Origin of the sequence: Chromobacterium sinusclupearum (genome assembly GCF_002902845.1) — a bacterium.
GTDB lineage: Bacteria > Pseudomonadota > Gammaproteobacteria > Burkholderiales > Chromobacteriaceae > Chromobacterium > Chromobacterium sinusclupearum.
The window spans coordinates 1-22,268 of the sequence record NZ_PPTF01000006.1 but is presented as its reverse complement, the minus strand read 5'-3'; the positions used below and the strand labels follow the sequence as shown (position 1 = coordinate 22,268).

Sequence of the window (22,268 nt, the reverse complement as noted above, 5' to 3'; positions counted from 1 at the left end):
AGGAGAAGCCTCATGAAGAAGACTCTAGCCGCATTATTGCTGCTGGGCATGCCGGCATTGGCGCTGGCCAAGCTGCCGGTGGTGGCCAGTTTCAGCATCATCGCCGATATGACCCGCGAAATCGGCGGCGACCGCGTGGAAGTGGTGTCCTTGGTCGGTCCGGATCAGGACGCACACGTGTTTCAGCCGTCTCCGGCCGATATCAAGAAAGTGTCCGCCGCCAAAGTGCTGGTGGTGAACGGCCTGGGCCTGGAAGGCTGGATGTCTCGGCTGGACAAGGCTGCCAATTTCCGCGGCGTGACCGTGGTGGCGTCCAAGGGCATCAAGACCCGCCAGGCGCCGGAAGAGGAGCATGCCGAAGGCGATCACGACCATGATCATGGCGACGTCGATCCGCATGCCTGGCATGATCCGTCGCGGGTGCAGACCTATATCCGCAACATCAGCGCCGGCCTGATCCAGGCCGACCCTGCCGGCAAGGCAGAATACCAGCGCCGCGCCAGCGAATACGCGGCCAAGGTGCAGGCGCTGGACGACTGGGCCAAGCAGCAGTTCGCCAGCGTGCCGGCGGCCAAGCGCAAGATGTTGACGTCGCATGACGCTTTTGGCTACCTGGGCGAACATTACCAGCTGCAGGTGCTGGCGATTCAGGGCGTCAGCACCGAATCCGAAGCCTCGGCCAAGGGCGTGGCGCAACTGACGCGCCAAGTGCGCAATGAGCACGTCAAGGCGGTGTTCATGGAGAACATGACCGACGCGCGCCTGCTGAAGCAGCTGTCCACCGAAGCCAAGGTGCAGATCGGCGGCAAACTATACGCCGACGCGCTGTCTGGCCCCAAGGGTCCGGCTGCCAGTTATCTGCAGCTGATGCGCTACAACGTCGAAACCATCATGAAATCGTTCCGCTGACGAGTTGAGTCAGGCGCCAAATGCCGATTCCCGCCACGCCCAGTCCGGCCGCCAGCCGTATTGGGCGTTGTTGCATCCAGCGGCGCAAGGCGTCGGCGAAGACACCCATCAGCAGCAGGTTGGGCAAGGTGCCCAGGCCGAAGGCCAGCATCAAGCCGGCGCCATGCCAGGCCGAGCCGCTGGCCAATGCCGAGATCGACGCGCTGTAGACCAGGCCGCAGGGCAGCCAGCCCCATACCGCGCCCACCGCCAGCGCGCCGGCTATGCTGCGCACCGGCAACAGCCTGCCTACCAGCGGCTGCAGGCGCCGCCAGACCGGCTGTCCCATTTTTTCCAGCAAGATGATGGCCTGGCCGAAGCCCGCCAGATACAGGCCCATGGCCACCAGCATCAGATTGGCCAGGGCCAGCAATGCCAGTTGGTAGGGATGGGATGAGGCCAGGCTCAGTCCGGCGGAGGCGAGCCCGCCCAGCAGGGCGCCGATTAGGGTATAGCTGGCGAGCCGGCCCAGATTGTAGCCGGCCAGCACGCGCCAACGCGCCGCGCCCGCGGGCTGCTGCAGGGTGAGGGCGGCGACGATGCCGCCGCACATGCCGACGCAATGGCCGCCGCCCAGCAGGCCGGCCGCCAGCAGAATCCAGAAATTGGTTTCGATCATGCCGCAAATCGTGGATGAAAGCTCTATGGTAACAGAGCGGCATGACGAAGATGCAGGGCCGGCCGCTTGGGCTTGACGTGCGGGTGAGGCCAGCCGCTGGTGGATTCTTTTTGGCATTGTTGAAACGAACATTCTACAAAAAAGGTTGGATATAATTGTTTCGCCTACTGGCCAAAAGGACAGTTTGCAAAGAAAATGTCACGTCGGGCGAAACAGGGAGGCGATGCCGCCAGCAGGCGACACGTACTTCCGGCCCAGATTCGGACCGCGCATTGGGAGCGGTCGGCGCGCTCTCGCGCCGCTCGGGGCGGTCCGGACTGCCAACGAAAGAAAACGGGGATACAGTGAGGAACACAATATGGCCAGGTATTTAACACTTGAACGGCTGGGCAAATCAGCCATCGTCACGCTTTCCAACCTGCCTGCCAATTTGCTGACGACCGACGGTCTCAACGAATTGGCCTCGACGCTGCAGGCGTTGAACGCTGACGACGGCGTGCGTTCGGTGGTGATTACCGGCGCCGGCGATACGTTTTTTTCCGCCGGAGCGGATTTGAAGCAATTCGCTTCGGGGAATAAGGCGGAAGCGGATGTCTTGTTGCAGGCCTTCGCCAATGCGCTGCAGGCGATTCGCAATTACCGCGGCGTCACGGTGGCGGCGGTCAATGGCTTCGCCCTGGGCGGCGGCCTGGAGTGCGCGCTGGTGTGCGACTACATCATCGCCGAGCGCGGCGCCAAGCTGGGGCTGCCTGAAGCCAAGGTCGGCCTGATTCCGGCCGCCGGTGGCACCAAGACCCTGGCCGACAAGGTGGGCGTGTCCTGGGCCAAGCGCATCATTCTGGGCGGCGAGCAGGTCAGCGCCGAGCAGGCGCTGCAGATCGGCTTGATCGAGGAGGTCGTCGATCAGGGCTTCGCCAAGATCGTCGCGGTCAGTCTGGCCAACAAAGTCGCCGGCCAGGCGCCGAGCTCGGTCGCCGCCGCGCGCAAATTGATAGAGGACAGCCCGAATCTGACGCTGGACGAACATCTGAAGCGCGAGCGCGCCGCCACCCTGAACCTGATCGGCGGCGACGAGCAAGTGGAAGGCGTGGCGGCCTTCCTGGCCAAGCGCGCGCCAAGCTGGATGCAGGACGATGACGATTAAGGCCGCCGGCCTGCGCGCGCCATGAGCAAACCGCCTGTCTACATGCATTGTGGCAGGCGGTTTGTCTTTGAGCGAAGGCGGAACCCTGTGCTAGCCTAGACGGCGTTTGGCCTATCCCGCCGACGCGCGGCTACGACGCGGCCCGGGCAGTGGAAGAAACAGGGGAGAACATGGAAATCTACCAGTTGCGGACCTTTGTCACGGTGGCTCAGCAGGGCCACTTGACGCAGGCAGCCGAACTGTTGCACCTGTCGCAACCGGCAGTGACGGCGCAGATCAAGGCGCTGGAAGAAGAAGTGGGCATGCCGTTGTTCGAGCGCAGCGCCGGCGGCGTCAGCCTGACGCGCGCGGGCCAGGAGCTGCTGCCGCAGGCGCAGGGCGTGCTGACGGCGGCGCGCGACATCATCCATCACGCGCGCGAGCTCAAGGGCCAACTGGCGGGCCAGGCCAGGATAGGCGTGACGCTGATGCCCGACGTTCTGCGGCTGGGCCCGTGGGTGGCGGCGCTGGTGGACAAGTATCCGCTGCTGGAAGTGCAGCTGAGCCACGGCGTTTCGGTGGATGTGCTCAATCTGGTGCGCAAGAAAGAGCTGGATGCCGGCTTCTACCTGGGCAAGAACCCGTATATGAACGTCAACACCGTGCCGTTGCAGACGCTGGCTTTCCGCGTCGCGCTGCCGGCGGCCTGGGCCGGCCAATTGGCCGAGGGCAGGCTCAAGGAATTGGGCAAGCTGCCCTGGGTGGGCATTTCGCAGTTTTCCAGTCTGTCCAAGATCACGGCCGAGTTGTGGCGCGAACTCAATATCTCCCCCAAGAAAGTCGCCGAGAGCGACCACCTGTCGGTTATTCTGGAGCTGGTGGCGGCCGGCGTCGGCGTGGCCCTGGTGCGGGAGGAGGACGCGCTGGCCTGGCAGGCCAGCGGTCGCATCTGGCTAGTGCCGGAGCTGCGCAAGACCGCCGACCTGCAGTTTGTCTATCCGGCGGACCGCGATGGCGATCCGGTGCTGGAAACCCTGTTGCGGGAGCTGCTGGCGGTTTGGCGGCTTCCCTGTCCGCAATCCGCGGCTTAAGGCGCTTGGCGCCGTCTGATGAGGAGGTTCCATGGTCAGCTTGCTGGTCGATGCGGTGGAAAGCTGTTGCGGCGCGATGGAAAGCGGGCACAAACGCTGGCTGGAGGCGCAGGAGGAAGTCTATCGCCACTGGCTGTGGCCGCTGGCCCCAAGCTTCTCCTTGTCGAAAGGGGAAGTGGAGCGCCGCGTGGACGGCAGCTTGCTGGCCGGAGCCGCCTTATGGCAGGCCCAGGCCGATACCCAGCGCGAACTGATGCTGGCGGTCGAGAAGTTGTGGCTGGAAATGGGGCGTAATCTGCAGCAGCAGCTGCCCGACGGCGACGCCGCGCCGATTGCCGTGATGCGCCGAGCCCTGGAAGTGGGCTGTGCTTCCGGCGCCGCCCTGTCCACGGCGTCGCGCCAGGCCGGCCACTTTGCCGCCACCAATTTTTCCGGCACGCCGCTGAAGGCCGCGCGGGATGTGCGCAAGGTGTTGACGCAGCGCTGAACGAATCGCCGCGCAAATTGCGTGATATGCTTTGCGCATTATTGGCGCAAGATGCCACATTGCGGAGCGTTCCATGCGGATTCACGGCAGTTGCCACTGCGGCAATATTTCTTTCGACCTCGATTGGCCTGATGCGCAGTCCATTCCCGCCCGCCGCTGCGGCTGTAGCTTTTGCCGCAAGCATGGCGGCGTGTGGACTGCGGCCCCCGCGGCGGGCTTGGCGGTAACGATGCGCGACCCGCAGCGGGTGTCGCGCTACCGTTTCGGCACCGCCACCGCCGATTTTCACATTTGCTCCGATTGCGGCGTCGTTCCGTTGGTCAGCAGCGAAATCGAAGGCCGGCTGTACGCTGTGGTCAGCGTCAATGCGTTTGAAACGCCTGATCTGTCGATCAGCGCCGCGCTGGATGTGTCGTTCGACGGCGAGAGCGAGGCGGATAGGTTGGCGCGGCGGGCGCGCAACTGGATAGCCGATGTCGGCTTTGTCTGACGCTCATCCCGCCCCGCTTGCTGAATTGACGGGACCTTGGCCGAGGACTGTCGTTTTTCCCCACGCTGGAGAAAAATCATGAAACTGATAGGCATGCTGGATTCGCCCTTCGTGCGGCGCGTCGCCATTTCGCTGCAATTGCTGGAGCTGCCGTTCGAGCACCAGTCGGTGTCGGTGTTCAGCGGCTTCGACCGTTTTCATGAGATCAATCCTGTGGTCAAGGCGCCGACGCTGGTGTGCGATGACGGCACCATCCTGATGGATTCGACGCTGATTCTCGAGTATGCGGAAGGGCTGTCGTCGCGCAGCCTGATGCCGATGGAGCCGCAAGCCAGGCTGGCGGCCTGGCGCCGCGTGGGCTTGGCCTTGGCGGCTTGCGAAAAGAGCGTGCAGGTGGTGTACGAGCGCCAGTTGCGGCCGGCGCGCAATGTGTACCAGCCCTGGCTGGACCGGATCGGCGGCCAATTGCTGGCCGCCTTCGACGCGTTGGAGAAGGAGCTGGAAGTGCCGCAATCCTTGCGCGGCGACACCATCGACCAGTCCTTGCTGTCGACGGCCGTCGCCTGGCATTTCAGCCGGCAGGTGGTCCCGGACATCGTGCCGGGCGGGCCTTATCCGCGGCTGGATAAATTATCGCGGCAGGCCGAGGCGCTGGATGCATTCCGCGCCGCGCCGTTTGGCGATGGCGTGTATCCGGTCAGCAAATGAACAATGCGGCGCCCTGGCGCCGCATTGCATGTGCGCCCTTGTGTTTCTTTAGGCCGGCACTGCCGGCTTTTTCAATAGCCGCAGCATCAGCGCGGTGACGGCGGTGCCGGCGGCCAGCGCCACCAAATAGCTCAGCAGATGCTCCACCGCATTCGGGATGGGCAGCACGAATACGCCGCCGTGCGGCACTTTCAGCTCTACGCCCATGGTCATGGAGATGGCGCCTGCCAGCGCGGAACCGGTCATCAGCGCAGGGATCACCCGCAGCGGGTCGCGCGCGGCAAACGGGATGGCGCCTTCGCTGATGAAGGCGAGGCCCAGCACGCCGGCCGCCTTGCCGGCTTCCTGCTCGTCCACGGTGAAGCGGTCGCGGAACAGCCGGGTGGCCAGGGCCAGTCCCAGCGGCGGCGTCATGCCGGCGGCCATCACCGCGGCCATCGGCGTGTATACCTGGCTGGCGATCAGGCCGGTGGCGAAGGCGTAAGCCGCCTTGTTGACCGGGCCGCCCATGTCGAAGGCCATCATCGCGCCCAGCAGCGCGCCCAAGGCCAGCGCGCTGCTGCCCTGCATGCCTTTCAGCGCGTCGGTCAGCGCCGACAGCAGCGCGGCGACGGGCTGGCCCACCACGTAGATCATCAGCAGGCCGGTCAGCAGCGAGCCGAGCACCGGCAGGATCAGCACGGGCTTCAAACCGTCCAGATGCTGGCCAAGCTGGATGCGGCGGTTCAGCTCGCGCGTGGCGTAGCCGGCGATGAAGCCGGCCACGATGCCGCCGAGAAAGCCGGAACCCAGGCTGGCGGCCAGCATGCCGCCCACCATGCCGGGCGCGATGCCGGGGCGGTCGGCGATGGAGTAGGCGATATAGCCGGCCAGTATCGGCACCATCAGCGCAAAGGCGGACTTGGCCCCGATCTGGAACAGCGACCAGGCCAGCGTGCCCTTGTGCGCGTCGTCGAAGGCGTAGATGCCGCCCAGGGCGAAGGCGAGCGCGATCAGGATGCCGCCGGCGGTGACGAAGGGCAGCATGAAGGACACGCCGGTCATCAGGTGGCGGTAAGGGCCGTCCTTGGACTTTTCCGGCGCGGCTGTTTTGGCGGGGTTTGCGGCGTTGTTCGCCTCGCCCCACGGTTGCGCCTCGGCGATGACGCGGCGGAGCAGGCCCTTGCCGTCGCCGATGGCGGCCTTGGTGCCGCTCTTGAACAGGCGCTTGCCTTGGAAGCGGTCCAGTTGCACCTGGGTATCGGCGGCGATCACCACCAGGTCGGCGGCGGCGATCTCCGCGGCGGTCAACGCGCTCTGCGCGCCGACCGAGCCCTGGGTTTCCACCCGGATGGCGTGTCCCAGGGCCTTGGCGGCCTGGGTCAAGCCTTCCGCCGCCATGAAGGTGTGGGCGATGCCGGTGGGGCAGCCGGTGATGGCCACGATTTTCAGCGGTGGGCCGGATGCGGCGGCGGACAGTTGCGCCGCCGGATCGGCCAGCACTTGGTCCAGTGTGGCGTGGCGGACGGGCAGTTGGCCGAAGCGGCCGTCGTCCGGGCTGTCCACCAACAGCACCTGGCGCGCGCCGGTCAGCTGTTCGGCAGCCAGGGCGGGGTGGCCGTCGATTTCAATCGCTATGCCTTGACCGTGTTTTTGCGCGGCCTGGCGCAGCGCTTCGGCGGCAAGCCGTGCCTGGGTGCTGCGTTCGCCGGAGCGGATGATGGCGACGATGCTCATGTCTCTCCCCTTTATCGATAGGGCGGCCTCAGGCCGCCTCGAGCTTTTTCAGGCTGACGGCGGCGGCCAGCGCTTGGATATGTTGCGGCGGCGGCAGGTGAGGGCCGACGCGTTGCAGTTTGGCGGCGGCGAAGGCTACCGCCAGCCGCAGGCTGTCTTCCGCGCCCAGCGCCTGATGGCGAGCGGCGGCGAGGCCGGCGACCAAGGCGTCGCCGGCGCCGACCGTGCTCAAGGGGCGCTGCGGCGGCAGACTGGCCAGCAGTGTCTGTTGGCTGTCTACCAGCAGGGCGCCTTGTTCTCCCAGCGACACGATGACGCGATCGATGCCAAGTTTTTGCAAGGCCTGGGCGCACTGCGCGACGTCGTTCAGCGCGGGCAGTTCGCGGCCTGCCCATTGCTCCAGTTCCTCGCGGTTTGGTTTGATGCAGTCCGGCAGCGCTGGCGGGGGATTGGCTAAGGCGGCCGCCAGCGCCGGGCCGCTGCTGTCCAGCAATACCCAGGCGCCTTGCCGCTTCAGTTGGCGGCACAGCCGCGCCCAGGCGTCGGCAGGCAGGCCGGGCGGCAGGCTGCCGGCCAAGATGGCGATTTCGCCGGCGGCAATATGGTCCAAGCCGGCCGCCAGCGCCTGCAGGTCGGCCTCGCCGGTTGCGGGGCCGGGCAGGTTGATGTCGGTGGTGTCGCCGCGGCTCAGGTCGGCCAGCTTGATATTGGTGCGCGTCGCGCCGGCCACGCGCAGCATGCGGTCGTCTATGCGCTTGTCGGCGAATAGTTGTTCGAAAGGCGCGGCGTTGTCGCGGCCGAGCAGGCCGTGGGCGCAGGCGCGCAGTCCCCAGTCGGCCAGGCAGCTGGCCACATTGACCCCCTTGCCGCCGGCGTTGACCGAGGCGGCGCGCGCCAGGTTGACGGCGCCTATGTTCAAGGCGTCCAGCGTGACGGTCTGATCCAGCGCCGGGTTGGCGGTGACGGTATGAAGAGCGCCGCTCATGCCAGCGCCTCCAGCAATTGCCGCACTTCGTCGGCGCTGTCGCAGGCCAGGGCCTGCTCGGCCAGGTCCTGCAGCCGGACGTAGTGATGGCGGCGCAGCATGGCTTTGACGGCGGCGATATCGTGCGGACTCATCGACAGCTCGTTGACGCCCAGACCTGCCAGCACGGCCGCGCCCAGCGGATCGCCGGCGATGCCGCCGCACACACCCACCCAGCGGCCGTGCGCCGCAGCGCCCTGCACGGTCTGGCGGATCAGCCGCAATACGGCCGGGTGCAGGCTGTCGGCCTCGGCCGCCAGTTCCGGATGCTGGCGGTCCATGGCCAGCGCGTATTGAGTCAGATCATTGGTGCCGATGGAGAAGAAGTCGACGTAGGGCGCCAGTTGGTCGGCCAGCAGGGCCGCGGCTGGCACTTCCACCATGATGCCGATCGGCACTTGCGGCGCGTCCAGCTCCTTGCGCAGGCTCTCGCAGATGCCTTTGAGGCGGGTGATCTCCTTCAGCGAGCTGATCATAGGGAACATGATGGACAGCGGCTTGCCGTTTTTGGCGGCGCGGTACAGCGCGCGCAGTTGCGGCTCCAGCAGCTCGCGGCGCGACAGCAGCAGCCGCGCGCCGCGCATGCCGAGGAAGGGGTTGTCCTCGCGCGGCAGGTTCAGATACGGCACCTGCTTGTCGCCGCCTATGTCCAACGCGCGGACGATCAGCGGCCGGCCTTGCAGCGCCAGTTGCATCGCCTGGTAGGTTTGCAGCTGTTCTTCCTCATTGGGCGCGGCGTCGCGCTCCAGGAACAGGAACTCGGTGCGCATCAGGCCCACGCCTTCGGCGCCGGCTTCCAGCGCGGCGGCAGTCTGATCCGGCCGATTGATATTGGCGGCGATCTCGATGCGCTTGCCGTCGGCGGTTTGGCCTGGCTGCTGTCGTTCCGCCTGCTGTTTTTCGCGCGCTTCGCGCTGCTGTTGCTGCCAGGCCCGGGCGGAGGCGAGATCGGCTTCGCCTGGGTTCAGGTACAGCCGGCCGCTATCGCCGTCCAGAATGGCCGGGCTGCCGTCGGCCACGTCCAGCAAGGCCGGCCCAGCGGCGACCACGGCGGGCAGGCCCAGCGTGCGCGCCAGAATGGCGGTGTGGGCGGTGGGGCCGCCGTGGGCGGTGGCCAAGCCCTTGATGCGGGACAGGTCCAGGCTGGCGGTGTCCGACGGCGCCAGATCGGCGGCCAGCAGCAGGGTGTCCGCGCCGAATTCGGCGGGCGCGTGGCCTTGCAGCGATGGGTCAAGCTGGAACAGCACGCGGCGGCCGACGTCGCGCAAGTCTGCGGCGCGTGCCGCCAGCAGCGGGTTGCCCAGCGCGGATATTTTTTCGGCCAATCGTTCCACCGCCTGGTGCCAGGCCCATTCCACGCCGTGGCCGGCCACCATCAACTGGCAGCTCAGGGTGATCAGATCGGTGTCGTTCAGCAGCTCGGACTGGGCGCGGAAGATGCCTGCCTCGGCCGCGCCCAGCGTGGCCTGAGTGGCGTCGGCCAGTTGCGACAGTTGGCGCCGGGTGGCGGCCAATGCCTCATGCAGCCGGTCGCCGCCCTCGGCCAGGCTGATCGGGCGATCCGGCACTTGCAGCAGCTGGCTGGCCAGGACGCGCACGGTGCCGATGGCGAGGCCAGGGCTGGCGGCGATGCCGGGCAGCGAGATCAATTGTCCCGCGGGCTGCCAGCCGGCGCGCGGGCGCTGCGCCGCTGCGCGTTGGGCGGCGATGGCGGCGGCGGTCTGCTCCGACAAGCTGGCTTCGCGCATCGCCCGCAACAATTGGCGCACGCCGTCTTCAGCCTGCGGACCGCGGCCGGATACGGCTACCAGATCGCCCTGGCGCAGGCCCAGTTGCAGCAGCGAGATCAGATGCTTGGCGTCGGCCGTGGCGTTGCCGTGGCGCACCTGCAGCTGCGCCGCGCTGCGCCGCGCGGCCTCCACCCATAGCGCGGCCGGGCGGGCGTGCAGGCCGTTGGGGTAGTCCAGCCGCCACTCCTCGCACACGTCCAGATCGTGGGCCTCGGCGTCCGGCGGCAGATTGTCCTCCGGCTGGCGCAGCGCGGCGATCAGGTCGTTGCTGTCCTGCGTGACGAATAGCGGCAGCAGCTTGGCCTCATCCTGCAGCAGCCGGGTCAGCTGGCGCAGCATGGCCAGATGGTCGTCGGAACGGGCGGCGATGGCGCACAGCAGATGCGTGCGCTGGCCGGGGTTCCATTCCAGTCCGTCCGGGATTTGCAGAATGGCGATGCCGGTGCGCAGCACCAGCGCGCGGTCTTCCACCATGCCGTGCGGGATGGCGATGCCATTGCCCAGATAGGTATTGGCCACCGCCTCGCGTCTGAGCAGGCTGTCTAGGTAGTCGGGGGCGATGCAGCCTGCGTCGGCCAGCATCTGGCCGGCCTCGCGAATGGCGGCCTCCTTGCTGGCGGGGCGGCAGCCCAGGCGGATCAGTTGCGGATTGAGCAGGGCGTCGGACACGGTGCGGACCTCATTCTCGGACTCGATATGGCAGGCATTGAAAACGATTACATTCCGACTGTCAATCCAGAGTGTTTGACCTAAGTCTGAAAAATAAAGGGTTTTTGCAAATCCAAGATCATGGCCGACTTGCCAGCGCTGCAGGACTGGTGCAGCATCGCGGCTATCGATTGAAAACGTTTTCTCATGCCATGACTACCAGCATCAAGGATGTGGCCCTGTTGGCCGGCGTATCGGTGGCCACCGTATCGCGCGCGCTGGGCAATGGGCCTGTCAGCCCGACTTTGCGCGCCAAGGTGGAGGCGGCGGTCGTCCAGTGCGGCTATCGGCCCAATCTTTCCGCGCGCCGTTTGCGCTCGCAGCACACCCGCACCGTCGGCTTGATCGTGTCGGACATCTGCAATCCCTTTTTCACCGCGGTGGGCCGCGCGGTGGAGGATGTGGCCTATCGCGCCGGGATGCGGGTGATTTTGTGCAATACCGACGAGAACCCGGACAAGGAAGCGATGTACCTCAGGCTGATGCAGGAGGAGAGGGTGAGCGGGGTGATCTTCGCAGCCACCCGCGCCACGGCGGATGCGCTGGATACGGCCGAGCTGGGTTTCCCGGTGGTGATGATAGACCGCGCCGGCGCGGCGGCCCGCTGCGACGCGGTGCTGCTGGATAACCGGCTGGCGGCGGCGCAGCTGGTGGAACATCTGCTGGAGCGCGGCTATCGCCGCATCGGCGGCTTGTTCGGCAATACCAGCAGCACCGGAGCGGAGCGCCATGCCGGCTTCGCCGAGGCCCTGCAGCGAGCGGGGCTGCCGGTGGCGGCGCGCTTTGTCGCGCCCAGCGCCGCGGCTGCCCAAGCCGAGTTGGCTGCGTGGTTGCGGGAGGCGGCGCCGCCGGAAGCGCTGGTCGCCAGCAACGGCCTGCTGCTGCTGGGCGCGGCCAAGGCGGTGCGCGCCGCTGGCGTGGCCGTGCCGCAGCGGCTGGCACTGGCCGGTTTCGACAACGATAGCTGGACGGAATTGGCCGAGCCGGGCATGACGGTGATCGAGCAGCCGGTGGAGGAGATCGGCCGAGTGGCGATGGAAATGTTGCTGGAGCGGCTGCGGCAGCCGGAGCGGCCGCCGCGCAAGGTGGTGCTGGCTGGCCGGCTGGTGGCGCGCGGCTCCAGCCTGGCGCGTGCTTGAGCTTCAGCGCAAGGGGCCGATCAGACGGGTGACGGTGTTGTCCTTGACCACGGCATGGTGCCAGACCGCGGCGGCGGCGTGCAGGATGCTCAGCCACAGCAAGACATTGCCCAGCAGTTCATGGATGTTCTTCAATTGCTTGCCCAGGGCTGGGTCGGGCGACAGCAGCTGGGGCAGCGCCAGTCCGAAGAGTGCCACCTCGCGGCCGCCTGCCTGGATGAAGGCGATGCCCAGGATGGGCAGGGCCAGCATCAGCGCGTACAGCGCCCAGTGGCCGGCATGGGCCAGCAGCTTCATCAGGGCGCTCGGCGCGGGGTCGATCGCTGGCGGCGGGTTGCCCAGCCGCCAGGCCAGCCGCGGGATGACCAGCAGCAGGACGATCAGGCCGGCCTGGATGTGGCCGTAGCTCAGGCCGCTGCGGACCGGGTCGCCTTTGGGGAAGTTGCCTTTCAGCTCGATGAAGACCAGCGCGAGTATCACAGCCAGCGCGCACAGCCAGTGCAAGGCGCGGGCGACGCGGCCGTAGCTCAGCTCGGAATTGCGCAGCATGTCGACTCCTGTCTTGGTGGAAGATGGAGTCAGCATAGCGCGCCAATCTTAAGTTGGACTTAATTCAACTCAAATGTGGAGGTTCAGGCTGGGCCGGCTTCGGCGCGCCGGATCACGCCCAGCTTGTCGGCCGGCAGCCAGCCTTCCGGTTTCAGCACTTTGCCGTCGGCGCGGCGCACCACCTTGCCGTCCACGCATTTGCGCAGATTGGCCTCGTGTATCGCCTGGCACATCGCCTCCAGCGGCAGGCCTTGCGACAGCAGCAGTCCGCATACCACATTGAGCACGTCTACCGCCTCGGCGGCCAGCTCGGCGCGGCTGTGCCGCTGCTGTTCGGGCGATTGTTCGGGCAAGCGGCGATAGTCGGCCAACGCCTGGCGCAGCTCGGCCAGCTCTTCATCCAGCATGGCTTGCCACATCGCCAGCTGTTGTGGCTGGAATTCCGGATGGGAGGGGGAGGGGAGGTCGAAGCGCCGCATGAAATCGCGGCGCATCTGGAACAGGTCGTTCATCGATAGACTCCTTTGTAAGGCCTATATTGTGTAGTCTATCGATTTATTCATCAATATATTGTGATTATGGCGCCTGCAGCGCCGCCAGCGCCTCGAAGTAATCGGGGAAGGTCTTGGCTACGCATTTCGGATCGTTGATGATGACGGGCGCGCCCAGGAGCGAGACCAGGGAGAAGCACATCGCCATCCGGTGATCGTCGTAGGTGTCGATCTCGGCGTTCGGCGTCAGCTCGGCCGGCGGCGTGACGCGGATATAGTCCGGGCCTTCTTCCACCACGGCGCCCACCTTGCGCAGCTCGGCAGCCATTGCGGACAGGCGATCGGTTTCTTTCACCCGCCAGCTGGCGATATTGCGCAGCGTGGTGGTGCCGTCGGCGGCCAGCGCGGCCACCGCCAGCGTCATCGCCGCATCCGGAATGTGGTTGCAGTCCAGGTCGATCGCCTTGAGCTTGCCGGCGGCCTGGGCCTCTATCCAGTTGTCGCCGCGCTTGATCGATGCGCCCATCCGCTCCAGCGCTTCGGCGAAGCGCACGTCGCCTTGAATGCTGGACGAGCCGACGCCTTCCACCCGGATGGGGCCGCCGGCCAGCGCGCCTGCCGCCAGAAAGTAGGACGCGCTGGAGGCGTCGCCTTCGACGTAAACTTCGCCCGGCGAGATGTAATGCTGGCCGCCGGCGATGACGAAGCGCTGCCAGCCTTCGCGCTGTACCGTCACGCCAAAGCGCGCCATCAGGTTCAGCGTGATTTCGATGTAAGGCTTGGAAATCAGCTCGCCTGCCACTTCGATGACGGCTTGTTCGCCGGTCAGCGGCAGCGCCATCAGCAGGGCAGTGAGAAACTGGCTGGAAACATCGCCCTTGACGCGGATAGGCTCGACGCAGCGCACTTGCGCCGGCTCGATCGCCAGCGGCGGAAAGCCGGGCTGGCCCAGGTACTGGATGCGCGCGCCGGCGGCGTTCAGGGCGTCCACCAGATCGCCGATTGGCCGTTCGTGCATGCGCGGCACGCCCGATAGCTGGTAATTGCCGTTCATCAGCGCCAGCGCGGCGGTCAGGGGGCGGAAGGCCGTGCCTGCGTTGCCAAGGAACAGGTCGGCGTTTTTTACCGGGAAGGCGCCGCCGCAGCCGTGCACGCGGAAGTCGCGGCTGTCGCCCTGCTGCTCGATCTTCACGCCCAGCAGCTTCAAGGCCGCCAGCATGTGGCGGATATCGTCCGAATCCAGCAGGTCGCGCACCAGCGTGCTGCCGCCCGACAGCGCCGCCAGCAGCAGCGTGCGGTTGGAAATGCTCTTGGAGCCAGGCAGCTTGATGGCGCCGCAAAGACGGGGGCGTGGAGAAAGATGCAGTTGTTCCATATTCTTTGAAGTTGTGCGCTGTGAACGGTGTGAGGGAACACTGTAACCGCCCGCGCCGGCTGCGCGCAATCATTCGGCAGCCATTCCGGCCACTTAACCATTGCCGCTTGCGTTACAATGCGCGGTTTGGCCGTCCGCTCGTTTTGTTTGGCGCGGCGGCTTCATCAAGATTGCACACAGGATTCAGATTGTCATGACAGTTCCGGTGATAACCATCGACGGTCCTTCCGCATCCGGCAAGGGCACGGTGGCGGCTGAGGTTGCCGCGCGCCTCGCATTTCATTACCTCGATTCCGGCTCGCTCTACCGCCTGCTAGCGTTGTTTGCGCGCCGTCATGGCATCGCCTGGGACAATGAAGCGGAACTGGCCGAGGCGGCCATCGCCTTGCCGGTGGAGTTCTCCGATGGCGCGGTGTGGCTGGAAGGCAACGATGCCAGCGCGGACATCCGCGCCGAGGAGATCGGCATCGGCGCCTCGAAGGTGGGCGCGCTGCCCAAGGTGCGCGCCGCGCTATTGCAGCGCCAGCGCGATTTCCGGCTGGAACCGGGGCTGGTGACCGATGGCCGCGATATGGGATCGGTGGTGTTTCCGGACGCCGCGCTGAAGATTTTTTTGACGGCCAGCGCCGAAGAGCGGGCGCAACGCCGTTATAAGCAGTTGATCGGCAAGGGGGAATCTGCTAATCTCGCACAGATTATGCAAGACATTATCGATCGGGACGCGCGCGATGCCGCCCGGCCGGTAGCGCCTCTGCGCCAGGAGCCGGACGCCTTTTTGCTCGATACCACGGAGCTGACCATAGACCAGGCGGTCGACAAGGTCCTTGTGTGGTTCGAGGAAAGACAGGTTTCCGGCCATTGATTTTTTTAGCGGCCGTTTTTGCTGCAATGCAAAAGCGGCCGTGTGTTCAACCCTAACCCCGCACGCCGTGAGGCGTGCAACCGAGAGTACGCTTGATGACTACCCTCTCCATGGAAAACTTTGCCCAGCTGTTCGAAGAAAGCTTGACCCTGCACGACATGCGCGTGGGCGAAGTGATCACTGCCGAAGTTGTGGCTGTTGATTCCAACTTTGTAACCGTGAACGCCGGCCTGAAGTCCGAATCCCTGATTCCGGCCGAAGAGTTCAAGAACGACCAAGGCGTGGTCGAAGTGGCTATCGGCGACTTCGTCACCGTCGCCATCGACGCGCTGGAAAACGGCTTCGGCGAGACCAAGCTGTCCCGCGAAAAAGCCAAGCGCATGGCCGCCTGGGTTGAGCTGGAAGAAGCTCTGGAAGCTGGCACCATCCTGTCCGGCCTGATCAGCGGCAAGGTCAAGGGCGGTCTGACCGTCATGGTCAACGGCATCCGCGCCTTCCTGCCGGGCTCCCTGGTTGACGTGCGTCCGGTGAAAGACACCACCCCGTACGAAAACAAGCAGATCGAGTTCAAGGTTATCAAGCTGGATCGCAAGCGCAACAACGTCGTGGTTTCCCGCCGCTCCGTGCTGGAAGAAACCCTGGGCGAAGAGCGCAAGGCTCTGCTGGAAACCCTGAAAGAGGGCGCTGTTATCAAGGGTATCGTCAAGAACATCACCGACTACGGTGCGTTCGTTGACCTGGGCGGCATCGATGGCCTGCTGCACATCACCGACCTGGCATGGCGCCGCGTGAAGCACCCGTCCGAAGTTCTGGCCGTGGGCGACGAAGTGGAAGCCAAGGTACTGAAGTTCGACCAAGAGAAGAACCGCGTATCCCTGGGTCTGAAGCAACTGGGCGAAGATCCGTGGGTGGGTCTGTCCCGCCGCTACCCGTCCGGCACCCGTCTGTTCGGCAAGGTGACCAACCTGACCGACTACGGCGCGTTCGTGGAAATCGAACAAGGCATCGAAGGCCTGGTGCACGTGTCCGAAATGGACTGGACCAACAAGAACGTACACCCGTCCAAGGTGGTTCAAGTTGGCGACGAAGTGGAAGTCATGATCCTGGAAATCGACGAAGACCGTCGTCGTATCTCCCTGGGCATGAAGCAGTGCTTGGCCAACCCGTGGAACGAGTTTGCCGACAACTTCCACAAGGGCGACAAGCTGAAGGGCGCGATCAAGTCCATCACCGACTTCGGCGTGTTCGTTGGTCTGCCGGGCGGCATCGACGGCCTGGTTCACCTGTCCGACCTGTCCTGGAACGAAGCTGGCGAAGAAGCCGTGCGCAAGTTCAAGAAGGGTGACGAGGTTGAAGCCGTTGTTCTGTCCATCGATGTGGAAAAAGAACGCATCTCCCTGGGCATCAAGCAACTGGAAGGCGATCCGTTCAACAACTTCGTTGCCATGAACGACAAGGGCGCGCTGGTCAAGGGCACTGTTAAGTCCGTTGACGCCAAGGGTGCCGTTATCGCTCTGGATACCGACGTTGAAGGCTACCTGCGCGCTTCCGAACTGTCCCGCGACCGCGTGGAAGACGCTCGCTCCATCCTGAAGGATGGCGATGCAGTCGAGGCCGTGATCGTTGCCGTGGATCGCAAGTCCCGCAACATCAGCCTGTCCATCAAGGCTAAGGACGCTCAAGAAGACAGCGCCGCTCTGAAGAACCTGTCCGTTGACAGCGCTTCCGCTGGCACCACCAACCTGGGTGCTCTGCTGAAGGCAAAACTGTCCGGTTCTAACGAGTAATCGCGTCATGACCAAATCTGAGCTGATCGCGAGGCTGTCCGAGAGACTCGCCGAGCGCAATTCTCAGTTGGTCTACAAAGATGCTGAGTTGGCCGTCAAGACCATTCTGGACGCGATGGCCAACAACCTGGCGCAGGGCAGCCGGATCGAAATCCGCGGCTTCGGTAGCTTCGACCTGAACTACCGTCCGCCGCGTGTCGGCCGCAACCCCAAGTCGGGCACCAGTGTCTCGGTTCCTGAGAAATACGTGCCTCATTTCAAGGCCGGCAAGGAACTGCGCGAGCGTGTGGATCTTTCCATTGTGGAGCAGACCCAGGTCTGAGCGCAGTTTCCCGGTTTTATGCTGAAAAGCGCCGCATTATGCGGCGCTTTTTTCGTTTTGCGTGTCCGGGCTTGGGTTGTGGCCGGCTATCGTTTAAAATTGCACTCCGGCAAACTCATTGAGCGAATCCATGCGATATTTGTTGCGTATCGTCGAACTGGCGCTGTTGCTGCTGTTGATCGCCGTCACCGTGCAGAACAGCCATGCGGTCGAATTTAAATTGTTCTTCGGCCAATCCTGGTCGGCGCCGCTTATCGTGTTCCTGCTGCTGTTTTTCGTGGCCGGCGCGCTCGTGGGCTTGCTGGCCACCTTCAGCTTCTACCTGAAAACCCGCCGCGAGTTGTCTCAGCTGAAAAAAGAGCTGCGCAACCGCCCGCCTGCCCGCAAGACTGTCAATGACCCCAGCGACGCGCTGGCTGATTGAGCTTGTCCCCCGGGCCGCTCAGCCGGCCTGGATTTCTCATCCCGAAAGGATTGCTGTTGGAACTTGATTTGTGGTGGCTGCTGCTGTTTCCGGCCTTTTTCGGACTCGGCTGGTTTGCGGCGCGCGTCGATATGCGCACCGTGCTGAAACAGGCGAAGTCGGTGCCGATTGCCTATTTCCGCGGTTTGGACGCGCTGGTCGAGGACAAGACCGATGTCGCGGCCCAGGCGCTGGCCGAGGTGGCGCGTCAACAAGGTTCGGCGTTGGAGTTGCAGCATATCCTGGGCAAGTTGTACCGCAAGCGCGGCGAGAATGACCGCGCCATCCGCCTGCATCAGCAGATGCTGGATTCATCCGACCTGCCCAGCGAGCAGCGCGATCTGGTCCGCAACGAGCTGGCGCAAGACTTCCGCAAAGCCGGCCTGGTCGACCGAGCCGAGGAAATCCTGCTGAAGTTGCTGAACGGCAATATGGCGCTGGCGGCGCGGCGGCAGCTGCTGGACATCTACCAGCAGGACCGCGACTGGAAAAAAGCCATCGAAACCGCGCGCGAACTGCGCAGCGACGCTCACTCGTTCCAGCATGAAGTGGCGCAATTCTATTGCGAGCTGGCCCAGGGCGAGTTGTACCAGTCGCATCACGGCTTGGCCCGTCAGTATGTGGCCGAGGCCATCGCGGCCAACCGCAAATGCGTGCGCGCCAGTCTGATTCTCGGCGACATCGAGTTCGCCGAGGGCAATCTCGATGCCGCGATCGCCGCCTGGCAAAGCATAGAGAAACAAAACTATGAATACTTGTCGATGGCCGCCGAGCGGCTGTTCGACGCTTACGAGAAGCAGGGCAGGCCGCTGGAAGGCATCGCGTTGCTGCGTGGCTACCAGCGCACGTTCCCGCAGTTGGAACTGACCGATCTGTTGTACCAGAAAATCGCCACCTACGAGGGCGAGGCCAAGGCGCTGGAAGGCGTGCGCGAGGCGGTGCATGCGCGGCCCAGCCTGGCCGGCGTATACCGGATGATAGAAGCGCAGATGGACGAGTTGTCGCCGGAAGGGCGGATGGATGCCGAAGTGGCGCGCGCCTTGCTGCTGAAGCACTCGCAGCGGCTCAGCGTGCATCGCTGCAAGTGCTGCAACTTCCGCTCCCGCGCCTTCTTCTGGCATTGCCCGGCCTGCGGCGAGTGGGAAAGCTTTACCGCCAACCGCTCGGAAGCCTGATACAGATTGCAGTGCCGCGCCGTCGGCGGGGACCGGCGCGCGCGGAATAGAATAAATAATGGAGCATCGATGAATCCTTTGATTGCAAGCGCGGACGCGCGAGACGTCTCTCCGGTTGTCGTGGCGCTGGACTTCGCCGACGCCGCCGAGGCTTTGGCCTTCGCCAGCCGGCTGGACCCTGCCGAATGCCGCTTGAAAGTGGGCAAGGAATTGTTTACCTCCAGCGGGCGCAGCCTGGTTGAATCGTTGGCGGCGCGCGGGTTTCAAGTTTTTCTGGACATGAAATTCCACGACATTCCCAATACGGTGGCCCAGGCCTGCAAGGCCGCTGCCGATTCCGGCGTATGGATGGTCAATGTTCATGCCTCGGGCGGCCGCCGCATGATGGAGGCCGCGCGCGAAGCGCTGGCGGGCTTCAGCCAGCGCCCGCTGTTGATCGCGGTGACGGTGCTGACCAGCATGGAGGCGTCCGACCTGGCAGAGATCGGCATTGACGCCACGCCGGAGCAGCATGTGCTGCGGCTGGCCACGCTGACCCGCGATTGCGGCCTGGACGGCGTGGTGTGCTCGGCGCAGGAGGCCAAGCTGCTGAAGCAAGCGCTGGGGCAAGAATTCAAACTGGTCACGCCTGGGATTCGGCTGGCCGATGGCGCTAACGACGACCAGCGCCGTGTGATGACGCCGCTGGCGGCCTTGGATGCCGGCTCCGATTACCTGGTGATCGGCCGCGCCATCACCGGCGCGCAAGATCCGCTAGCGACGCTGCGTGCCATCAATCAAGATATTTTTCAGGCTAAGAAATCATGAAAATCACTGTCATTGGTTCGGGCTATGTGGGCCTGGTGACTGGCACCTGCCTGGCTGAGACCGGCTATCACGTCTGCTGTCTGGATGTGGACCCGCGCAAGATCGAGATTCTGCAAAACGGCGGCATTCCGATCTTCGAACCCGGTTTGGAAGACATGGTGAAGCGCAATGTCGCGGCTGGTCGCCTGCATTTCACTACCGACGTGGCGGAATCTGTCGCCTTCGGTGACGTCCAGTTCATCGCCGTCGGCACGCCGCCGGACGAGGATGGCTCGGCAGATTTGCAATACGTGCTGGCCGCGGCGCGCAGCATCGCCCGTCACATGACGGACTACCGCGTGGTGGTGGACAAGTCCACCGTGCCGGTGGGCACGGCCGACAAGGTGCGGGCTGCCATCGCCGAGGAACTCGCCGCTCGCGGCGCCGATATCCCTTTCAGCGTGGTGTCCAACCCAGAATTCCTGAAGGAAGGCGCGGCAATCGACGACTTCATGCGCCCCGATCGCGTGGTGATCGGCGTTGACGACGAGCGCGCCGCCGAGATCATGCGCCGCCTGTACAAGCCGTTCCAGCGCAACCACGAACGCGTGCTGTTGATGGATGTGCGTTCGGCCGAACTGACCAAGTACGCCGCCAACGCCATGCTGGCCACTCGTATTTCATTCATGAACGAGCTGGCCAACCTGGCGGAAACCATGGGCGCGGACATCGAGCAGGTGCGGCTGGGCATGGGTTCCGACCCGCGCATCGGCTACCACTTCCTGTATCCCGGCGTTGGTTATGGCGGTTCCTGCTTCCCGAAGGACGTCAAGGCGCTGGTGCAGACGGCCAAGGAAAACGGCCACACGCTGCGCGTGCTGACCGCGGTGGAAGAGGCCAACGAGGTGCAGAAGCTGCGCCTGGTGGAAAAAGTCGTCGCGCGTTTCGGCGAAGACTTGTCCGGCCGTCGCTTTGCGCTGTGGGGCCTGGCGTTCAAACCCAATACCGATGATATGCGCGAAGCGCCGAGCCGGGTGGTGGTGGAAGAGTTGAGCCGTCGAGGCGCCAAGGTCACCGCCTTCGATCCGGTGGCTACGCATGAGGCGCAGCGCGTGATGGGCGGCATCGCAGGCCTGTCCTTTGCCGACAATATGATGGGAGCGCTGGATGGCGCGGATGCCTTGCTGATTGTCACCGAGTGGAAGATGTTCCGCGCGCCGGACTTTGATGCAATCAAGCGTAGCTTGAAGCAGCCGCTGATCTTCGACGGCCGCAATATGTACGATCCGGCCTGGCTGCGCGAGCAAGGTTTCGATTACCACGCCATCGGCCGCTGAAAGATAGAATCATGGGTGTGATGCAAGATCTGGGGCTGAACGCCGCCATGCTGGCTGAAAAACTGGCGGCGGCCCGCGTATTGGTGGTGGGTGACGTGATGCTGGACCGCTATTGGTTCGGCGACGTGTCGCGGATTTCGCCGGAAGCGCCGGTGCCGGTGGCCAAGATCGCGCGAAGCGAAGAGCGTGCCGGCGGCGCGGCCAATGTGGCGCGCAATATCGCCGGGCTGGGCGGCAAGGCCAGCATTCTGTCGGTGGTCGGCGACGACGAGGCGGCCAACGCGCTGGAGGCGCTATTGGTGCGCGATGGCATCGCCACTTCGCTCAAGCGCGACGCCAATATCTCCACCACGGTGAAGCTGCGGGTGGTGGCGCGCCAGCAGCAGCTGATCCGGCTGGACTTTGAAGACACGCCCAGCCATGAAATCCTGGCCGACAAGTTGCAGGAGTTTGCCGCTATCGTGGGCGAACATGATGTGGTGATCTTGTCCGACTACGGCAAGGGCGGCCTGACGCATGTCGAAGAGATGATCCGTCTGGCGCGCGCGGCCGGCAAGCCGGTGCTGATCGACCCCAAAGGCGACGATTACAGCAAGTACGCCGGCGCCACCTTGCTGACGCCGAACCGCAGCGAGTTCCGGCAGGTGGCCGGCAGCTGGCGCGACGAGGACACGTTGACCCGCAAGGCGCAGGATTTGCGCGAAGAGCTGAATCTGGATGCCCTGCTGGTGACGCGCAGCGAGGAAGGCATGACGCTGTTCCGCGCCGAAGGCGCGCTGCACCAGCCGACGTTGGCGCGCGAGGTGTACGATGTGTCCGGCGCCGGCGATACGGTGATCGGCACGCTGGGCCTGGCGCTGGCCGCCGGCTTGACGCTGCCGGTGGCGATGAGCCTGGCCAATGCCGCCGCTGGCGTGGTGGTGGGCAAGCTTGGCACCGCGGTATGCACGCAACAGGAGTTGCTGGCTCTGTAGCGAGTAACTGATGAATCTAAAGAGGCGACGATGGCTAAGTTGACGACGGAGCAGGTCGATGCGGTATTGCAGTTCTGGTTTGGCGGCGTCGACGATGCCAGCCTGAGTACACGCCGCAGCGCGTGGTTCGCCAAGGACGAGGTGTTCGACGCCGCCATTCGCCGCCACTTTTTCGACAACTGGCAGCGCCTGCATGCCGGAGAGCTGGCCATCGACGCTGAAGATGCACGCGCCGCGCTGGCCTGGCTGATCGTCGCAGACCAGTTTCCGCGCAATTTATTTCGCGGCGAGGGCAGGGCTTTCG

23 protein-coding genes are annotated in these 22,268 nt (G+C 64.7%); 16 read left to right on the top strand and 7 right to left on the bottom strand.

Translation table 11 applies throughout. From position 1 onward, the window contains the following. The first annotated feature begins 12 nt into the window (after positions 1–12). The gene (locus C2134_RS01385) at positions 13–909 is read left to right on the top strand and encodes a metal ABC transporter substrate-binding protein (protein WP_103316931.1); all 897 of its coding nucleotides are present in this window, start codon (positions 13–15) and stop codon (positions 907–909) included. Here the strand turns inward: C2134_RS01385 and C2134_RS01380 are convergent. Beyond that, positions 890–1,567: a sulfite exporter TauE/SafE family protein gene (locus tag C2134_RS01380; RefSeq protein ID WP_103316929.1), complete on the bottom strand. Its 678-nt coding sequence runs from the start codon at positions 1,565–1,567 to the stop codon at positions 890–892. The two genes, C2134_RS01385 and C2134_RS01380, sit on opposite strands and share 20 nt — an antisense overlap. A gap of 358 nt (positions 1,568–1,925) precedes the next feature. On the opposite strand from C2134_RS01380, the gene C2134_RS01375 reads away from it, so the two are divergent. The 5 genes from C2134_RS01375 (at position 1,926) to C2134_RS01355 (ending at position 5,466) form a co-directional block, all read left to right on the top strand. Further along, a complete protein-coding gene (locus C2134_RS01375; RefSeq protein ID WP_103316927.1) occupies positions 1,926–2,711 on the top strand; it encodes an enoyl-CoA hydratase in 786 nt (261 codons plus the stop codon). Positions 2,712–2,881: 170 nt separating this feature from the next. After that, the gene (locus C2134_RS01370; protein WP_103316925.1) at positions 2,882–3,781 is read left to right on the top strand and encodes a LysR family transcriptional regulator; all 900 of its coding nucleotides are present in this window, start codon (positions 2,882–2,884) and stop codon (positions 3,779–3,781) included. 31 nt (positions 3,782–3,812) lie between these two features. Then, entirely contained in the window at positions 3,813–4,268 is a 456-nt protein-coding gene (locus tag C2134_RS01365) for a hypothetical protein (protein WP_103316923.1), read from the top strand. 73 nt (positions 4,269–4,341) lie between these two features. After that, positions 4,342–4,758, top strand: coding sequence for a GFA family protein (locus tag C2134_RS01360; RefSeq protein WP_103316921.1), 417 nt, complete (start codon positions 4,342–4,344; stop codon positions 4,756–4,758). A 78-nt stretch (positions 4,759–4,836) separates the two neighbouring features. Continuing rightward, positions 4,837–5,466 (top strand): glutathione S-transferase, encoded by a 630-nt coding sequence (locus tag C2134_RS01355; protein WP_103316919.1) that lies wholly within the window; start codon positions 4,837–4,839, stop codon positions 5,464–5,466. Positions 5,467–5,514: 48 nt separating this feature from the next. Here the strand turns inward: C2134_RS01355 and C2134_RS01350 are convergent, their stop codons facing one another. Genes C2134_RS01350 through ptsP form a run of 3 tightly spaced genes read right to left on the bottom strand, consistent with a single transcriptional unit; the run spans position 5,515 to position 10,665 of the window. Then, a complete protein-coding gene (locus C2134_RS01350; protein ID WP_103316918.1) occupies positions 5,515–7,182 on the bottom strand; it encodes a PTS fructose transporter subunit IIC in 1,668 nt (555 codons plus the stop codon). 28 nt (positions 7,183–7,210) lie between these two features. Then, on the bottom strand, positions 7,211–8,167 hold the full coding sequence (pfkB, locus tag C2134_RS01345) for a 1-phosphofructokinase (RefSeq protein WP_103316916.1): 957 nt from the start codon (positions 8,165–8,167) through the stop codon (positions 7,211–7,213). Beyond that, complete coding sequence (ptsP, locus tag C2134_RS01340; RefSeq protein WP_103316914.1) at positions 8,164–10,665, bottom strand: phosphoenolpyruvate--protein phosphotransferase; 2,502 nt, start codon at positions 10,663–10,665, stop codon at positions 8,164–8,166. Before ptsP ends, pfkB begins: the two co-directional genes overlap by 4 nt. A 191-nt stretch (positions 10,666–10,856) precedes the next feature. Here ptsP and C2134_RS01335 point away from each other — a divergent pair, with 191 nt between their 5' ends. Beyond that, positions 10,857–11,843 carry a LacI family DNA-binding transcriptional regulator gene (locus tag C2134_RS01335; RefSeq protein WP_103316913.1) on the top strand — a complete coding sequence of 329 codons (987 nt, stop codon included), beginning with the start codon at positions 10,857–10,859 and terminating at the stop codon, positions 11,841–11,843. Between the two features lie 3 nt (positions 11,844–11,846). Here C2134_RS01335 and C2134_RS01330 read toward each other — a convergent pair whose 3' ends face one another. From C2134_RS01330 to aroA, 3 genes are all read right to left on the bottom strand, one after another. Next, a complete protein-coding gene (locus tag C2134_RS01330) occupies positions 11,847–12,392 on the bottom strand; it encodes a cytochrome b (protein ID WP_103316911.1) in 546 nt (181 codons plus the stop codon). A gap of 83 nt (positions 12,393–12,475) precedes the next feature. Beyond that, positions 12,476–12,904: a pyrophosphohydrolase domain-containing protein gene (locus tag C2134_RS01325; RefSeq protein WP_103316909.1), complete on the bottom strand. Its 429-nt coding sequence runs from the start codon at positions 12,902–12,904 to the stop codon at positions 12,476–12,478. Positions 12,905–12,968: 64 nt separating this feature from the next. Further along, the gene (aroA, locus tag C2134_RS01320) at positions 12,969–14,258 is read right to left on the bottom strand and encodes a 3-phosphoshikimate 1-carboxyvinyltransferase (protein ID WP_103316907.1); all 1,290 of its coding nucleotides are present in this window, start codon (positions 14,256–14,258) and stop codon (positions 12,969–12,971) included. 193 nt (positions 14,259–14,451) lie between these two features. On the opposite strand from aroA, the gene cmk reads away from it, so the two are divergent. From cmk to C2134_RS01275, 9 genes are all read left to right on the top strand, one after another. Further along, positions 14,452–15,120 carry a (d)CMP kinase gene (gene cmk, locus C2134_RS01315; RefSeq protein ID WP_103316904.1) on the top strand — a complete coding sequence of 223 codons (669 nt, stop codon included), beginning with the start codon at positions 14,452–14,454 and terminating at the stop codon, positions 15,118–15,120. A 95-nt stretch (positions 15,121–15,215) separates the two neighbouring features. Then, positions 15,216–16,907, top strand: a complete 1,692-nt coding sequence (gene rpsA, locus C2134_RS01310; RefSeq protein ID WP_103316903.1) for a 30S ribosomal protein S1 — start codon at positions 15,216–15,218, stop codon at positions 16,905–16,907. A gap of 7 nt (positions 16,908–16,914) precedes the next feature. After that, a complete protein-coding gene (locus C2134_RS01305) occupies positions 16,915–17,229 on the top strand; it encodes an integration host factor subunit beta (RefSeq protein ID WP_103316901.1) in 315 nt (104 codons plus the stop codon). Between the two features lie 130 nt (positions 17,230–17,359). Further along, positions 17,360–17,653 (top strand): LapA family protein, encoded by a 294-nt coding sequence (locus C2134_RS01300; protein WP_103317006.1) that lies wholly within the window; start codon positions 17,360–17,362, stop codon positions 17,651–17,653. A 56-nt stretch (positions 17,654–17,709) separates the two neighbouring features. Further along, on the top strand, positions 17,710–18,867 hold the full coding sequence (gene lapB / locus C2134_RS01295) for a lipopolysaccharide assembly protein LapB (protein ID WP_199179844.1): 1,158 nt from the start codon (positions 17,710–17,712) through the stop codon (positions 18,865–18,867). A 69-nt stretch (positions 18,868–18,936) separates the two neighbouring features. Further along, complete coding sequence (pyrF, locus tag C2134_RS01290; protein ID WP_103316897.1) at positions 18,937–19,674, top strand: orotidine-5'-phosphate decarboxylase; 738 nt, start codon at positions 18,937–18,939, stop codon at positions 19,672–19,674. Beyond that, positions 19,671–20,990: a UDP-glucose dehydrogenase family protein gene (locus tag C2134_RS01285; RefSeq protein WP_103316895.1), complete on the top strand. Its 1,320-nt coding sequence runs from the start codon at positions 19,671–19,673 to the stop codon at positions 20,988–20,990. The genes pyrF and C2134_RS01285 overlap by 4 nt, the downstream gene beginning before the upstream one ends. Positions 20,991–21,001: 11 nt before the next feature. After that, entirely contained in the window at positions 21,002–21,964 is a 963-nt protein-coding gene (gene rfaE1 / locus C2134_RS01280) for a D-glycero-beta-D-manno-heptose-7-phosphate kinase (protein WP_103316893.1), read from the top strand. A 30-nt stretch (positions 21,965–21,994) separates the two neighbouring features. Then, the coding region (locus tag C2134_RS01275) for a DUF924 family protein (protein WP_146042047.1) at positions 21,995–22,268 on the top strand (274 nt) is incomplete at its 3' end.

Excerpts from the sequence above, each read along its gene's own strand:
- C2134_RS01385 (WP_103316931.1), top strand. The coding sequence starts at position 13 with ATGAAGAAGACTCTAGCCGCATTATTGCTGCTGGGCATGCCGGCATTG.
- C2134_RS01380 (WP_103316929.1), bottom strand. The coding sequence starts at position 1,567 with ATGATCGAAACCAATTTCTGGATTCTGCTGGCGGCCGGCCTGCTGGGC.
- C2134_RS01375 (WP_103316927.1), top strand. The coding sequence starts at position 1,926 with ATGGCCAGGTATTTAACACTTGAACGGCTGGGCAAATCAGCCATCGTC.
- C2134_RS01370 (WP_103316925.1), top strand. The coding sequence starts at position 2,882 with ATGGAAATCTACCAGTTGCGGACCTTTGTCACGGTGGCTCAGCAGGGC.
- C2134_RS01365 (WP_103316923.1), top strand. The coding sequence starts at position 3,813 with ATGGTCAGCTTGCTGGTCGATGCGGTGGAAAGCTGTTGCGGCGCGATG.
- C2134_RS01360 (WP_103316921.1), top strand. The coding sequence starts at position 4,342 with ATGCGGATTCACGGCAGTTGCCACTGCGGCAATATTTCTTTCGACCTC.
- C2134_RS01355 (WP_103316919.1), top strand. The coding sequence starts at position 4,837 with ATGAAACTGATAGGCATGCTGGATTCGCCCTTCGTGCGGCGCGTCGCC.
- C2134_RS01350 (WP_103316918.1), bottom strand. The coding sequence starts at position 7,182 with ATGAGCATCGTCGCCATCATCCGCTCCGGCGAACGCAGCACCCAGGCA.
- pfkB (WP_103316916.1), bottom strand. The coding sequence starts at position 8,167 with ATGAGCGGCGCTCTTCATACCGTCACCGCCAACCCGGCGCTGGATCAG.
- C2134_RS01335 (WP_103316913.1), top strand. The coding sequence starts at position 10,857 with ATGACTACCAGCATCAAGGATGTGGCCCTGTTGGCCGGCGTATCGGTG.
- C2134_RS01330 (WP_103316911.1), bottom strand. The coding sequence starts at position 12,392 with ATGCTGCGCAATTCCGAGCTGAGCTACGGCCGCGTCGCCCGCGCCTTG.
- C2134_RS01325 (WP_103316909.1), bottom strand. The coding sequence starts at position 12,904 with ATGAACGACCTGTTCCAGATGCGCCGCGATTTCATGCGGCGCTTCGAC.
- aroA (WP_103316907.1), bottom strand. The coding sequence starts at position 14,258 with ATGGAACAACTGCATCTTTCTCCACGCCCCCGTCTTTGCGGCGCCATC.
- cmk (WP_103316904.1), top strand. The coding sequence starts at position 14,452 with ATGACAGTTCCGGTGATAACCATCGACGGTCCTTCCGCATCCGGCAAG.
- rpsA (WP_103316903.1), top strand. The coding sequence starts at position 15,216 with ATGACTACCCTCTCCATGGAAAACTTTGCCCAGCTGTTCGAAGAAAGC.
- C2134_RS01305 (WP_103316901.1), top strand. The coding sequence starts at position 16,915 with ATGACCAAATCTGAGCTGATCGCGAGGCTGTCCGAGAGACTCGCCGAG.
- C2134_RS01300 (WP_103317006.1), top strand. The coding sequence starts at position 17,360 with ATGCGATATTTGTTGCGTATCGTCGAACTGGCGCTGTTGCTGCTGTTG.
- pyrF (WP_103316897.1), top strand. The coding sequence starts at position 18,937 with ATGAATCCTTTGATTGCAAGCGCGGACGCGCGAGACGTCTCTCCGGTT.
- C2134_RS01285 (WP_103316895.1), top strand. The coding sequence starts at position 19,671 with ATGAAAATCACTGTCATTGGTTCGGGCTATGTGGGCCTGGTGACTGGC.
- rfaE1 (WP_103316893.1), top strand. The coding sequence starts at position 21,002 with ATGGGTGTGATGCAAGATCTGGGGCTGAACGCCGCCATGCTGGCTGAA.